This window comes from Pantoea sp. Seng (assembly GCF_009829935.1).
GTDB classification, from domain to species: domain Bacteria; phylum Pseudomonadota; class Gammaproteobacteria; order Enterobacterales; family Enterobacteriaceae; genus Pantoea; species Pantoea communis.
Map to the genome: position 1 here is coordinate 61,607 of NZ_SZZV01000009.1, position 13,316 is coordinate 74,922.

14 protein-coding genes are annotated in these 13,316 nt (G+C 55.3%); 10 read left to right on the forward strand and 4 right to left on the reverse strand.

Features of this window, described 5'->3' with window-relative positions; all coding sequences use genetic code 11:
- The first annotated feature begins 68 nt into the window (after positions 1–68).
- The 6 genes from gluQRS (at position 69) to panD (ending at position 5,106) form a co-directional block, all read left to right on the forward strand.
- Positions 69–1,004 (forward strand): tRNA glutamyl-Q(34) synthetase GluQRS, encoded by a 936-nt coding sequence (gluQRS, locus tag FD737_RS11250; RefSeq protein ID WP_160833517.1) that lies wholly within the window; start codon positions 69–71, stop codon positions 1,002–1,004.
- A gap of 36 nt (positions 1,005–1,040) precedes the next feature.
- Complete coding sequence (pcnB, locus tag FD737_RS11255; RefSeq protein ID WP_217992809.1) at positions 1,041–2,456, forward strand: polynucleotide adenylyltransferase PcnB; 1,416 nt, start codon at positions 1,041–1,043, stop codon at positions 2,454–2,456.
- Positions 2,453–2,938 carry a 2-amino-4-hydroxy-6-hydroxymethyldihydropteridine diphosphokinase gene (gene folK, locus FD737_RS11260; RefSeq protein ID WP_160833518.1) on the forward strand — a complete coding sequence of 162 codons (486 nt, stop codon included), beginning with the start codon at positions 2,453–2,455 and terminating at the stop codon, positions 2,936–2,938. Before pcnB ends, folK begins: the two co-directional genes overlap by 4 nt.
- A gap of 82 nt (positions 2,939–3,020) precedes the next feature.
- Positions 3,021–3,815, forward strand: a complete 795-nt coding sequence (gene panB / locus FD737_RS11265) for a 3-methyl-2-oxobutanoate hydroxymethyltransferase (RefSeq protein ID WP_160833519.1) — start codon at positions 3,021–3,023, stop codon at positions 3,813–3,815.
- Between the two features lie 15 nt (positions 3,816–3,830).
- A complete protein-coding gene (gene panC, locus FD737_RS11270; RefSeq protein WP_038648994.1) occupies positions 3,831–4,685 on the forward strand; it encodes a pantoate--beta-alanine ligase in 855 nt (284 codons plus the stop codon).
- 40 nt (positions 4,686–4,725) lie between these two features.
- Entirely contained in the window at positions 4,726–5,106 is a 381-nt protein-coding gene (gene panD / locus FD737_RS11275) for an aspartate 1-decarboxylase (RefSeq protein ID WP_034829560.1), read from the forward strand.
- A gap of 37 nt (positions 5,107–5,143) precedes the next feature.
- Here panD and FD737_RS11280 read toward each other — a convergent pair whose 3' ends face one another.
- From FD737_RS11280 to hpt, 3 genes are all read right to left on the reverse strand, one after another.
- Entirely contained in the window at positions 5,144–5,914 is a 771-nt protein-coding gene (locus tag FD737_RS11280; RefSeq protein ID WP_034829563.1) for an ABC transporter permease, read from the reverse strand.
- Entirely contained in the window at positions 5,911–6,834 is a 924-nt protein-coding gene (locus tag FD737_RS11285) for an ABC transporter ATP-binding protein (RefSeq protein WP_097118370.1), read from the reverse strand. Before FD737_RS11285 ends, FD737_RS11280 begins: the two co-directional genes overlap by 4 nt.
- 245 nt (positions 6,835–7,079) lie before the next feature.
- Positions 7,080–7,616 (reverse strand): hypoxanthine phosphoribosyltransferase, encoded by a 537-nt coding sequence (hpt, locus tag FD737_RS11290; RefSeq protein WP_039331277.1) that lies wholly within the window; start codon positions 7,614–7,616, stop codon positions 7,080–7,082.
- Between the two features lie 166 nt (positions 7,617–7,782).
- Between hpt and FD737_RS11295 the strand changes: the two genes are divergently transcribed.
- A complete protein-coding gene (locus FD737_RS11295) occupies positions 7,783–9,072 on the forward strand; it encodes a cystathionine gamma-synthase family protein (protein WP_034829570.1) in 1,290 nt (429 codons plus the stop codon).
- Between the two features lie 250 nt (positions 9,073–9,322).
- On the opposite strand, the gene cueO is transcribed toward FD737_RS11295, so the two are convergent.
- Positions 9,323–10,945, reverse strand: coding sequence for a multicopper oxidase CueO (gene cueO, locus FD737_RS11300; protein ID WP_160833520.1), 1,623 nt, complete (start codon positions 10,943–10,945; stop codon positions 9,323–9,325).
- Between the two features lie 177 nt (positions 10,946–11,122).
- Between cueO and FD737_RS11305 the strand changes: the two genes are divergently transcribed.
- The 3 genes from FD737_RS11305 (at position 11,123) to speD (ending at position 13,257) form a co-directional block, all read left to right on the forward strand.
- The gene (locus tag FD737_RS11305) at positions 11,123–11,470 is read left to right on the forward strand and encodes a YacC family pilotin-like protein (protein WP_097118367.1); all 348 of its coding nucleotides are present in this window, start codon (positions 11,123–11,125) and stop codon (positions 11,468–11,470) included.
- A gap of 108 nt (positions 11,471–11,578) precedes the next feature.
- Complete coding sequence (gene speE / locus FD737_RS11310) at positions 11,579–12,442, forward strand: polyamine aminopropyltransferase (RefSeq protein WP_160833521.1); 864 nt, start codon at positions 11,579–11,581, stop codon at positions 12,440–12,442.
- A 5-nt stretch (positions 12,443–12,447) separates the two neighbouring features.
- Positions 12,448–13,257 carry an adenosylmethionine decarboxylase gene (gene speD / locus FD737_RS11315; RefSeq protein ID WP_097118365.1) on the forward strand — a complete coding sequence of 270 codons (810 nt, stop codon included), beginning with the start codon at positions 12,448–12,450 and terminating at the stop codon, positions 13,255–13,257.
- Positions 13,258–13,316 lie beyond the last annotated feature (59 nt).

Here is a 13,316-nt window from a genome sequence, read left to right on the forward strand (position 1 = left end):
GCCGTGAGCAGACTGTCGCCGCACTGCCGGGAAAACCACTGTTTTCCCGACGTGCGGTGCACCTCAAAATGAACTCTTCAACCTCTTCCTGCGTCGGGCGTTTCGCTCCCTCTCCTTCTGGTGATCTGCATTTTGGTTCGCTGATAGCCGCGTTAGGCAGCTACCTGAGCGCGCGTGCGCAACAAGGCCGTTGGCTGGTGCGTATTGAAGATATCGATCCGCCGCGAGAAGTGGCTGGCGCAGCGACACGCATCCTGAAACAGCTGGAGCATTATGGCCTGCAGTGGGATGGCGACGTGTTGTGGCAGTCGCATCGTCATGATGCCTACCGGGAAGCGCTGAGCTGGCTGCAACAGCACCGTCAAAGCTACTTTTGTACCTGCACGCGCAGCCGTATTCAGCAGCTTGGGGGGTTCTACGACGGTCACTGTCGGGAATTACATCTCCCCGCAGAGAACGCAGCGCTGCGCCTGCGTCAGCATGCGCCGGTTTATGGCTTTGACGATCGCCTGCGCGGCCATTTAGCGGCAGAGCGCTCGCTGGCGGAAGAAGATTTTATTATCCATCGCCGGGATGGTTTGTTTGCTTATAACCTGGCGGTAGTAGTAGATGACCATTTTCAGGGTGTGACGGAAATCGTACGCGGGGCAGATTTGATTGAACCCACGGTGCGTCAAATCGCGCTCTACCAGCAGTTCGGCTGGCCGGTGCCTGCGTATCTGCACCTGCCGCTGGCCATCAATGACGATGGCAATAAGCTCTCTACACAGAATCATGCGCCCGCTCTACCTGATGGGGATGCGCGCCCATTGCTGATATGCGCGTTGCACTTGCTGGGGCAATCGGTTTTGGAGAGTTGGCAAGATGCCACAGTGGAGCAACTGCTCGATAACGCGGTGGCACAGTGGAGTATCCAACTGATCCCACAACAGAACGCGCGAATCACGGATGAGGCGACATCGCCATTCCTAAATGGTTCGCAACAGGCTATGATTAGCCGCTGATTTATTAACACCCTTTTATCACTGTCGAGGTGTCCCATTTTTACCCGAGTCGCAAATTTTTGCCGGAGAGTCCTCAAGCGTGACGAGGAGGCGCCTGAAGAGGTGGAAACTGAAAGTCTGATGACCGTCATTCCCCGTGAAAGCCATAACATCTCACGCAAAGATATCAGCGAAAATGCCCTTAAAGTGCTGTATCGCCTGAATAAAGCCGGTTTCGAAGCTTACCTGGTAGGCGGCGGCGTGCGCGATTTGCTGCTGGGTAAGAAGCCAAAAGACTTTGATATCACCACCAACGCCACGCCTGAGCAGATGCGCAAATTGTTCCGCAACTGCCGTCTCGTCGGTCGTCGTTTCCGTCTGGCACATGTGATGTTCGGTCCTGAAGTGATCGAAGTCGCGACTTTCCGTGGCCATCACCAGGAAGAAGCTGAAGACGATCGCAACAACTCCCAGCGCGGCCAGAACGGCATGCTGCTGCGTGATAACATTTTTGGCAGCATCGAAGATGATGCCCAGCGCCGCGATCTCACCATCAACAGCCTGTATTACAGCGTGGCGGATTTCTCCGTACGTGATTACGTCGGCGGTTTGCAGGATCTGGAAGACGGCGTGATCCGTTTGATTGGCGATCCGGAAACCCGTTATCGCGAAGATCCGGTACGTATGCTGCGCGTGGTGCGTTTTGCCGCCAAGCTGGAGATGCGCATTGCCGCGGAAACTGCCGAGCCGATTCCGCGCCTGGCCACGCTGCTGAATGACATTCCGCCTGCGCGTCTGTTTGAAGAATCCCTTAAATTGCTGCAAGCCGGTTACGGATTCCGTACCTATCAGATGATGCGTGAGTACCATCTGTTCCAGCCGCTGTTCCCTACCCTGACGCGTGGCTTCACCGCCGAAAGCGACAGTCTGATGGAGAAAATGCTGGCTCAGGTGCTGAAAAACACCGACAACCGCATTCAGAACGATATGCGCGTCAATCCGGCCTTCCTGTTTGCCGCGATGTTCTGGTATCCGCAGCTGGAATCGGCCCAACGCATTGCGCAGGAAAGCGGACTGACCTATTACGACGCCTTTGCGCTGTCGATGAACGAAACGCTGGATGAAGCCTGCCGTGCGCTGGCGATTCCTAAGCGTATCACCACCCTGATTCGCGATATCTGGCAGCTGCAGTTGCGCATGTCACGTCGTCATGGCAAACGCGCATGGAAGCTGATGGAGCATCCTAAATTCCGTGCCGCTTATGATCTGCTGGCGCTGCGAGCCGATGTGGAACACAACCGCGAACTGCAAAGCCTGACCCATTGGTGGGGCGAGTTCCAGGCTGCGGCGCCGGTCGAGCAGAAAACCATGATGAACACGCTGGGCGATGATCCGGTGGCACCGCGTCGCAAACCACGTCGTCCGCGCCGTCGTCCAACCGGCCCGCGCCGCGATACCAATAGCGCATCATGATTCGTGTTTACCTCGCCTTAGGCAGTAATCTGGCCGACCCGCTGCATCAGGTTGATGCAGCGCTGGCCGCGATTGATGCGATACCGCACACCTCGCGCGTCGTCACCTCTTCGCTGTATCGCACGCCACCGTACGGCCCGCCAGACCAGCCCGATTACCTGAATGCGGTGGTCGCGCTGGACACCACGCTGGAAGCTGAAGCGCTGCTCGATCATACGCAACGTATCGAGCTGGAACACGGACGAGTGCGCAAAGCGGAGCGCTGGGGTCCGCGCACCCTCGATATCGACATCATGCTGTTTGGCCAGCAGATGATTCACACCCCACGTCTCACCGTGCCACACTACGACATGCACAACCGTGCGTTTATGCTGGTACCGCTGCTGGAAATCGCGCCTGGCCTGCGCTTGCCCAACGGTCAGCCACTGACCGGCATCCTCGCCACGCTGGATCGCAGCACCATCCGCTTGTGGTCTGAGTAGGCGGCAATAATCGCACTACGGTCGTATCGCCTTTTCAATCAATCCAGTACACTGCGCGCATCAGAAAACTCTGGAGTGTGCGATGAAACCGACAACCATCTCCCATTTACGCCAGCTCAAAGCCAGTGGCCGCAAATTTGCCACCCTGACGGCCTACGACTTTAGCTTTGCCCGCCTGTTTGCCGATGAAGGCATTCAGGTGATGCTGATTGGCGACTCCCTTGGCATGACCGTGCAAGGCCATGAATCCACATTACCTGTCACCGTGGCGGATATCGCTTATCACACCGCGTCCGTGCGCCGAGGCGCGCCGAATGCGTTGGTGATGGCCGACCTGCCGTTCATGAGTTACGCCACACCGCAGCAAACCTTCGATAACGCCGCTCAACTGATGCGTGCCGGTGCCAACATGGTGAAGCTGGAAGGCGGTGAATGGCTGGCAGACACCGTGCGTATGCTTACCGAGCGCGCCGTGCCGGTCTGTGGTCATCTAGGCCTGACGCCACAGTCTGTGAACATCTTTGGTGGCTACAAGGTGCAGGGCCGTGATGAAGCGGGCGCGGAGCGTTTGCTGGCCGATGCACTGGCGCTGGAAGCCGCCGGAGCACAGTTGATGGTGCTGGAGTGCGTGCCGGTGTCGCTGGCAGAGCGCATCACTAAAGCGTTAAACATTCCGGTGATTGGCATTGGTGCGGGTAACGTCACCGATGGACAGATTCTGGTGATGCACGATGCCTTTGGCATTACCGGCGGTCATATTCCTAAATTTGCCAAAAATTTCCTCGCGGAAACCGGCGACATTCGCGCGGCAATTCGCCAGTATATTGCCGACGTTGAGGCGGGCATCTACCCTGCCGCCGAACACAGTTTCCAGTAAATCAGGAGAGTTGCAGTGCTGATTATTGAATCGCTGCCGATGCTGCGACGAGAAATTCGTCGCTGGCGGCAGGAAGGCAAACGTATCGCGCTGGTACCCACCATGGGCAACCTGCATGACGGCCACCTGACGTTGGTAGATGAAGCGCGCGAGCGGGCCGATATCGTGGTGGTCTCGATCTTCGTCAACCCGATGCAGTTTGAACGCGCCGATGACCTGGCGCGTTATCCCCGCACCTTGCAGGACGATTGCGAGAAGCTCAATCGTCACAGTGTCGATTTGGTGTTTGCCCCTGCGCCAGCGGATGTGTATCCCAAAGGGCTGGATAGCCAGACCTTCGTTGAAGTTCCGGGGTTATCGTCTCTGCTGGAAGGTGCCAGTCGTCCCGGTCACTTCCGCGGTGTGTCCACTATTGTGAGCAAACTGTTTAACCTGGTGCAGCCCGATATTGCCTGTTTTGGTGAGAAAGATTTCCAGCAGTTAGCCATTATCCGCAAGATGGTGGCCGACATGGGCTTCGATATCGAGATTGTCGGCGTGCCAACCGTCCGCGCGCAAGATGGTTTGGCGTTGAGCTCACGTAATGGTTATCTCACCAGCGAAGAGCGCGCGATCGCTGCGGGTCTGAGCCAGGTGATGAACAGCATGGCCGAGCGTCTGAACAACGGCGAACGCCATGTTGAAGAGATTATCGAAACGGCCGAGGCCGCATTGCGTGAGAAAGGCTTCCGCCCTGATGGCCTGGCCATTTGCGATGCCGACAATTTGCAGCCGCTGACGGTGGATAGCCAGCGCGCCGTGATTCTGATGGCCGCCTGGTTGGGCAATGCGCGCCTGATCGATAATCAGCAAGTGGATCTGACGGAGTAACCTCCGTCGTTTAATCGCAGCTTAATAAGGTTATCCCGTTATGATTCGTACCGTACTTCAGGGCAAACTGCACCGTGTGAAAGTCACGCAGGCAGATTTGCACTACGAAGGTTCCTGCGCCATCGACCAGGATTTTCTTGATGCATCCGGCATTCTGCAATACGAAGCCATCGACATTTATAACGTCACCAACGGTCAGCGTTTCTCCACCTACGCGATTGCCGCTGAGCGTGGCTCGAAGATCATCTCCGTCAATGGTGCCGCCGCCCGTTGTGCCTGTGAAGGTGACATCATGATCATCTGCTCTTATGTGCAGGTGGAAGATGAAGTCGCCCGCAGCTGGCAGCCCAAAGTCGCTTATTTCGAAGGCGACAACGAGATGAAACGCATCGCTAAAGCGTTGCCGGTTCAGGTGGCTTGATACAACGAGGGCGGCCATTCGGCCGCCCCCGTAAAACTTAAGTCCGCAATCCGCGACCGCGCTGAATCAACGCATACACCAGTACGTAAAACACCACAATAAAGGCAATCAGCACTGACAGGGTAAACACCAGCGGCACATCATTGATGCCGAGGAAACCGTAGCGGAATCCACTGATCATATATACCACCGGGTTCAGTTTCGACACCGCCTGCCAGAACGGCGGCAGCAGCGTCAGCGAATAGAACACCCCCCCCAAATAGGTTAACGGTGTCAGCACGAAGGTGGGGATCAAGCTGATATCGTCAAAGGTACGCGCAAACACCGCATTCAGCAGGCCAGCCAGCGAGAACAGAATCGCAGTCAGCAGCAGCGTCAGGGCCACCATTGACCACGAGTGCACGTGGAACGGCACAAAGAACAGCGAAATCGCCGTCACCAGAATACCGACGCACACGCCACGCGCCACGCCGCCGCCAACATAACCAGCGATGATAATGTGCGTGGGCACCGGCGCCACCAGCAGCTCTTCAATATTGCGCTGGAATTTGGCGCTGAAGAATGAAGAGGCCACGTTGGCGTAAGCGTTGGTAATCACCGCCATCATGATCAGACCCGGCACGATGAACTGCATATAGCTGAAGCCATGCATATCGCCGATGCGGGAACCAATCAGATTACCGAAGATGATGAAATAGAGCGTCATGGTGATCACCGGTGGCACCAGCGTCTGAATCCAGATGCGGGCAAAACGGTTGATCTCCTTGGCCCAGATACTCTTGAGCGCCACCCAGTATAAATGTGTCATGCTTTCACTCCTTTACCCTGGGTCAGGCTGACGAACAGCTCTTCAAGGCGGTTCGCTTTGTTACGCATACTCAGCACCTGCACGCCCTGCGCACTCAGCTGGCTGAACACGCTGTTGAGCCCCTGCTCACGCATCACTTCCACTTCCAGCGTAGAGGTATCCACCAGGCGATACTGGAAGCCTTCCAGCTGCGGCAGCGGACTACGCGGCGCCAGATCGAGGATGAAGGTTTCCGATTGCAGCTTTGACAGCAGGCCTTTCATCGAGGTGTTTTCCACCAGCTCACCGCTCTGAATAATGCCGATATTGCGGCACAGCATTTCTGCTTCTTCCAGGTAGTGCGTGGTGAGAATAATGGTGGTGCCTTTGATGTTGAGATCTTTCAGGAAGGTCCACATTGAACGACGCAGTTCGATATCGACACCTGCGGTCGGTTCATCCAGAATCAGCAGTTTTGGCTCGTGCATCAGCGCACGTGCGATCATCAAACGGCGTTTCATCCCGCCCGACAGCATGCGTGCACGCTCGTTGCGTTTGCCCCACAGATCGAGTTGGTTAAGGTATTTTTCCGCGCGCTTGTTAGCTTCAGAACGCTCCACGCCGTAGTAACCCGCCTGATTCACCACAATCTGCATCACGGTTTCAAACGGGTTAAAGTTGAACTCCTGCGGAACCAGACCCAGCTGGCGTTTCGCATTGACCACGTCTTTTTCCAGGTCATAGCCAAACACCCGCACGCTGCCGCCGGATTTATTCACCAGCGAACTGATGATGCCGATAGTGGTCGATTTACCCGCGCCGTTTGGCCCGAGCAGTGCGTAAAAATCGCCTGCCTCAACGTTGAGATCAAGCTTCTTCAGCGCCTGAACGCCGCCGGGATAGGTTTTGGTGAGCCCGGAAAGTTCCAGTGCATAAGTCATTGCGAATCCATACCCTGTTGTAGTGACATCAAAGCCCTATGAAATGATAGTGCGCTCACGCCGAGCATGCGGGGTTATTCAGAGATAACGAGTGAAAAATCAAAGATGAAGCGCTGAGCGATAACCCGCGACACTTTACCACTCTGCATGCGGTAGGGGAACGCAAGCGCAGCCCGTCAGTCATTGACTCGCGGGCTGCGCATCTTATCGCAGGCTGGCGGGATTAGCCTTGGAAGATTGTGCGGTTATTCACCGGTCGGGATAACTTTGCCAATATACGGCAGATGACGATAGCGCTGCGCGTAGTCGATACCAAAGCCGACCACGAACTCGTCAGGAATGGTGAAACCAACGTATTCCACGGTCACTTCCACTTCGCGACGCTCTGGTTTATCCAGCAGCGTGCAGATGGCCAGTGACTTTGGCTCGCGCAGGCGCAGGATCTCGCGCACTTTGCTCAGCGTGTTGCCAGAATCGATGATGTCTTCCACGATCAGCACGTCTTTGCCGCGAATGTCCTCATCCAGATCTTTCAGGATTTTCACGTCGCGGGTCGATGACATGCCGCTGCCGTAGCTGGAGGCGGTCATAAAGTCGACTTCATGCGGGACATCGATGGCACGGCAGAGATCGGCCATAAACATAAAGGAGCCACGCAGCAGACCCACCAACACCATTTCGCTGCCGCTGCTACGGTAGTGTTCGCTAATCTGCTTGCCCAGTTCGGCAATACGGGTTGCAATCTCCTGCTCAGAGATCATCACGTCGACGGTGTGTTTCATTGCATTCGCCTGGTTAAGGTTTTCAGAAAGCCACGAAGTCTATCATAGTCGAACCAACCTCTAACACCGCGCACAGAACGCAAACGATACCGTGGCAAAATTTATTGCGCTGGCCTTAACTACAGAAAACCCACCCGCACTCTCACCGGTATTCTCTGGAGATCCTATGGCCGCTTCATCCAGTAAAAAAACACAGATTGGCACCCACGATCTGCATCCGGAAACGCAGATGCTTAATTACGGTTACGATCCGCGGCTATCGGAGGGCGCAGTCAAACCTCCTGTATTCCTGACTTCGACCTTTGTGTTCAACAGCGCCGAAGAGGGACAGGACTTTTTTGATTTCGTTGCCGGACGTAAGCAGCCACCGGAGGGCAAGAGCGGTGGGCTGGTATACTCACGCTTTAACCATCCCAATAGCGAGATTGTGGAAGATCGGTTGGCCATCTATGAACAGGCAGAAAGTGCCGCGCTGTTCTCCTCCGGAATGTCGGCCATTGCCACCACGCTGCTGGCGTTTGCGCGGCCAGGTGAAGTGATTTTGCATTCGCAGCCGCTGTACGGCGGCACTGAAACGTTGCTAAGCAAAACGCTGCACGATTTAGAGATTAAAGCCGTCGGCTTCAGCGATGGCACCGATGAAGACAAAGTGTATGAAGCAGCCAAACTGGCGTGGCAGCGCGGTCGTGTGGCGCTGATTCTGATTGAGACGCCGGCCAACCCGACCAACAGCCTGGTGGATATTCAGCTGATGAAGCAGGTAGCAGATGTCATCACCCAGCAGCAAGGTTCGCGCCCGATTCTCGCCTGCGATAACACCTTGCTTGGCCCGCTGTTTCAACGCCCTTTGCAGCACGGTGCAGACTTGTCGCTCTACTCGCTCACCAAATATGTCGGCGGCCATTCGGATCTGATTGCCGGTGCGGTGCTGGGCAGCAAAGCGCTGGTGAGCAAGGTGCGATCGCTGCGCAGCGCCATCGGCACCCAACTTGATCCGCACTCCAGCTGGATGATTGGACGATCGCTGGAAACGCTGTCGTTGAGGATGGAGAAAGCCGCCAGCAATGCAGAAAAAGTCGCCGCGTTTTTGCGTGATAACCCGCAGGTAGAAAAATTGCACTGGCTGCCCTATCTCGATGCGGACACCTCTGCGGGTGAAACCTTCCAGCGACAATGCAGCGGCGCAGGTTCCACCTTCTCGTTCGATATCAAAGGCGGCCAGCCAGCAGCATTTCGTTTTCTCAATGCCCTTGCGTTGTTTAAACTGGCCGTGAGCCTGGGCGGTACCGAATCACTCGCCAGCCATCCGGGCAGCACCACCCATTCCGGCGTGCCGCAGGAAGTACGCCAGCGTATTGGCATTACCGATGCCACGGTACGTTTGTCGATTGGTATCGAACATGCTGATGATTTGATTGAGGATATCCGGCTGGCACTGGAAGCGGCTCAGGCCTAATCACTTGCCTGGCACGCTCAGTGCGTGATGGGCGGCGTTGACCATGCATCGAGCAGTTGGATAAGGCTGTCCGATGTCCACGCTCGGGTGCTGCAGTAACCAGGCCACTTGTGCCCTGCCCCTGTAACAGGAAATCAGGCCACTTACGCCCTGATACTGCTGCTGAGCAGTCAATGTCCCGCTTATGCCCGGGCATTGCTAAACAACCCGCAGCGAAGACGTTAAGGCTTCGCTGCGGTGTGGCAGTCACTTAGCCGACGGTGAAGCCCAGCATCATGCCCGTATCTTCATGCTCCAGCAGATGACAATGCGCCATGTAGGCGTTATCGGCATTGGCAACGTAGTTAAACCGCACCAGCACCTCACTGCGCCAGCCGTTCACGCTGACCATGTCTTTCCAGCCCGCGCGATGCGGCGCTGGCGGCTTGCCGTTTTCTGACAGGATGCGGAACTGAGTGCCATGAATGTGGAACGGATGCAGCATGGCATCGCCCTCACCGGAAATGGTCCATTTTTCCAGCTTGCCGAGTTCAGCATTGAACATCGGCTTGGTCATGTTAAACGCCTGACCGTTGATTTTATTGCCGTTGTGGAAATCGTAAGCCGCTGTTTTTGCGTGATCCATCGGCATACTGCCATGGTCCATCTTCATGGCACCGCCGCTCATGTCCATGTTGCCGTGATCCATCTGCATCGCCCCACCCTTCGAGTCCATGTTGCCGTGGTTCATTTTCATCCCGGCCATGGCTTGATGACCGTAACGATCCATCAACGCCTGCATGCCTTGTTGATCCAGCTGCGGATCCATCATCAGTTGTAGCCAGCGGCTTTGCACGCCTTCCACTGATGGCAGCGGCGGCAGATCCACCAGCTTATCCGGCATAGAACCACTTGCCATCACGCGCAGTGGCAGAATTTGCACCAGCGGCAAGGGTTGATCAAAGGGTGCCAGCGTCATGCCCATCTGCGTCACCGGCAGCGTCACCATGTCGAAGGTTTTGCCGTCTGAAGTATCAATCATCACTTCGAAACGCTCGCCAGGCAGCAGCGGCAGGCTATCCACTTTTACCGGCTCGGCCAGCAAACCGCCATCGCTGGCAATCACGTACATTGGGCGCTTATCACTGGTGGCGATATCCAGCGAGCGGGCATTGCAGCCGTTCAACAGACGCAAGCGCAGCCAGCCGCGTGGCACCGCTTGCTGCGGATACTGCACGCCGTTGGTTAACATCATGTCACCAAACCAGCCCACCGCCGCGCGCATGATGTCGAGTTGGTAATCGATTTTTGCGCCGTCTTTGGTCAGCTGTTTATCCTGGAAAATCAGCGGCACATCATCTTCGCCCCACTGCATCGGCAGACGCAATTTGCCGGAATCTTCGTCCTCTAACAACACCAGTCCCGCCAGCCCCTGCGCCACCTGATAGCCGGTTTTGCCATGCTGATGCGGATGGAACCAACAGGTGGCAGCCGGTTGATCGGGCGTAAAGGTCACCTGACGTGAGGCACCGGGCGCAATCAGTGCTTGCGGTCCACCATCAACATCGCCAGGAATTTCCAGACCGTGCCAGTGCAATGTCGTTGCTTCCGCCAGCCGATTATGAATATTCACCGTAACGGCTTTCTCGCGCGGCAACCGCAGCGCCGGGCCGAGCAGACTGCCGTTATAGCCCCACGTCGGGACGGATTTGCCGTTCCATTGGCTGGTGCCACTCATCGCGGTGAGCGTGTACGCTCCGCGTGCATCGGGCTGCAAAATAGAGGGGATCGGTAACAGCGGGCGCGTCGCCGCCATTAACGAACGGCTCCACAAAGGCAGCGCACCTGCCGCGCTGAGTGCGGCGGTCAACTTTAGAAAATGACGACGTTGCATATTCTTATCCTTGTCGTGAATAAGGGCACAGCGTAAACCTTTACCCTGCGGGAGGGTCAAGCCCCTTAACAGAATGCGCCGATAAAAACCGTGGGAATGCCCCATTTGGGCAAATTTAGCGGAATCCCTGCAATAACTGTGCTAACGTCAATAAATTGTCCCTTGTTGAGAATGATTATGACGAAAAGCATCAAGATCCTGCTGCTGGCGGGACTCCTTGGCTTCTCCTCCACCAGTTTTGCCCTGAGCGAATCCGAAGCTGAAGATCTGGCCGATCTGACCGCGGTGTTTGTTTACCTGAAGAACGATTGTGGCTATCAGGATCTGCCCGATGCGCAAATTCGCAAAGCGCTGGTGTTTTTTGCCCAGCAGAACCGCTGGGATCTGGGCAATTACAGCAACTACAACATGAAGTCGCTCGGCGAAGAGAGTTACAAAGATTTGAGCGGTATCGCCATTACCAATGACAAGAAGTGTAAGTCGCTGGCGCGTGACTCGCTGAGTCTGCTCGCTTACGTCAAATAGCCCGCCATCCCGCTCTGCTGCTGAAGATTTGACCGTGCAACCACGGTCATATTTCGCTATGCTTTTTCCCCTAATTTCATGGCGATGACATTCGAGGAGAGCCCCATCATGGCCCAGAATGAAATGTGGTATGAGACGCTTCATGCCGGATTTGGACAGTATTTCACGGTAGATAAACTGCTTTATCGCGACAAAACGGCGCATCAGGATCTGGTGATCTTTGAAAATGCCGCTTTTGGTCGTGTCATGGCGCTGGACGGTGTGGTGCAAACCACCGAGCGCGATGAGTTCATCTACCACGAAATGATGACCCACGTGCCAATCCTGGCGCACGGCAAGGCGAAACGCGTGCTGATCATTGGCGGTGGCGATGGCGCCATGCTGCGCGAGGTCTTACGTCACCAAACGATTGAACAGATCACCATGGTTGAGATCGATGCCGGCGTGGTGAGTTTTTGCAAGACGTATCTGCCCAATCACAGCGCCGGTGCCTACGACGATCCACGGCTGAATCTGGTGATTGATGATGGTGTGAATTTCGTCACCCAGACGCAAGAGAAGTTCGACGTCATTATTTCCGATTGCACCGATCCCATCGGTCCCGGTGAAAGTCTGTTTACCTCTGAATTCTATTCCGGCTGTAAACAGGCGCTAAATCCCGGTGGAATCTTTGTGGCACAGAACGGCGTCTGTTTCCTGCAGCAGGACGAAGCGATCAACAGCCATCGTAAACTCGGCCATTACTTCTCCGACGTCAGCTTTTATCAGGCGGCGATCCCCACCTATTACGGCGGCATCATGACATTTGCCTGGGCAAGCGACAACGAGACGCTACGCCAGTGGGATGCAGTCACCCTGCAATCACGCTTTGACGACGCGGGCCTACGCTGCCGCTACTACAATCCCGCGATTCATGTCGGTAGCTTTGCCTTACCGCAATATCTGCTGAATGCCTTATCGTGTGAGGAGTGACGAAATTGCAAAAGCTGAAACTACACGGCTTCAATAATCTGACGAAGAGCCTGAGTTTTTGTATTTACGATATTTGCTACGCCAACAGCGAAGCGGAGCGTGATGGCTACATCGCCTATATTGATGAGCAGTATAATGCGAATCGCCTCACCGAAATCCTGACTGAGACCTGCTCAATCATTGGTGCCAACGTGCTGAACATCGCGCGACAAGATTATGAACCGCAGGGTGCCAGCGTTACCATTCTGGTCAGCGAAGAGCCGATCAATCCGCAGGATATCGACAAATCTGAGCATCCGGGTCCGCTGCCCAATTCGGTGGTGGCGCATCTGGATAAGAGCCATATTTGCGTGCACACCTATCCAGAAAGCCATCCTGAGGGGGGATTGTGCACCTTCCGCGCTGATATCGAAGTCTCCACCTGTGGGGTGATTTCGCCGCTTAAGGCGCTGAATTATCTGATTCACCAACTGGAATCGGACATCGTTACCATTGATTATCGCGTGCGTGGTTTTACCCGTGATGTGAATGGCTTAAAGCACTTTATCGATCATGAGATCAATTCGATTCAGAACTTTATGTCCGAGGATATGAAGTCGATGTACGACATGGTGGATGTGAACGTCTATCAGGAAAATATCTTTCACACCAAGATGTTACTGAAGGAATTTGACCTGAAATATTACCTGTTCAATACCAGGCCTGAAGAACTCAACCCGCAGGAGCACAAGCGCATCACCAATCTGCTGTGGAAAGAGATGCGTGAAATCTACTACGGCCGCAATATTCCGGCGACGGGATTGAAGCTATCGTAGTGGGCTGCGATTAGCGGTTGCGCATCAATGGGCACCTACGCAAGCAAATGTCGGTGCAG

What these genes read in the sequence shown, in the direction of transcription:
- gluQRS (WP_160833517.1), top strand. Translation starts at nt 69, where the DNA reads ATGAACTCTTCAACCTCTTCCTGCGTCGGGCGTTTCGCTCCCTCTCCT.
- folK (WP_160833518.1), top strand. Translation starts at nt 2,453, where the DNA reads ATGATTCGTGTTTACCTCGCCTTAGGCAGTAATCTGGCCGACCCGCTG.
- panB (WP_160833519.1), top strand. Translation starts at nt 3,021, where the DNA reads ATGAAACCGACAACCATCTCCCATTTACGCCAGCTCAAAGCCAGTGGC.
- panD (WP_034829560.1), top strand. Translation starts at nt 4,726, where the DNA reads ATGATTCGTACCGTACTTCAGGGCAAACTGCACCGTGTGAAAGTCACG.
- FD737_RS11280 (WP_034829563.1), bottom strand. Translation starts at nt 5,914, where the DNA reads ATGACACATTTATACTGGGTGGCGCTCAAGAGTATCTGGGCCAAGGAG.
- FD737_RS11285 (WP_097118370.1), bottom strand. Translation starts at nt 6,834, where the DNA reads ATGACTTATGCACTGGAACTTTCCGGGCTCACCAAAACCTATCCCGGC.
- hpt (WP_039331277.1), bottom strand. Translation starts at nt 7,616, where the DNA reads ATGAAACACACCGTCGACGTGATGATCTCTGAGCAGGAGATTGCAACC.
- FD737_RS11295 (WP_034829570.1), top strand. Translation starts at nt 7,783, where the DNA reads ATGGCCGCTTCATCCAGTAAAAAAACACAGATTGGCACCCACGATCTG.
- cueO (WP_160833520.1), bottom strand. Translation starts at nt 10,945, where the DNA reads ATGCAACGTCGTCATTTTCTAAAGTTGACCGCCGCACTCAGCGCGGCA.
- FD737_RS11305 (WP_097118367.1), top strand. Translation starts at nt 11,123, where the DNA reads ATGACGAAAAGCATCAAGATCCTGCTGCTGGCGGGACTCCTTGGCTTC.
- speE (WP_160833521.1), top strand. Translation starts at nt 11,579, where the DNA reads ATGGCCCAGAATGAAATGTGGTATGAGACGCTTCATGCCGGATTTGGA.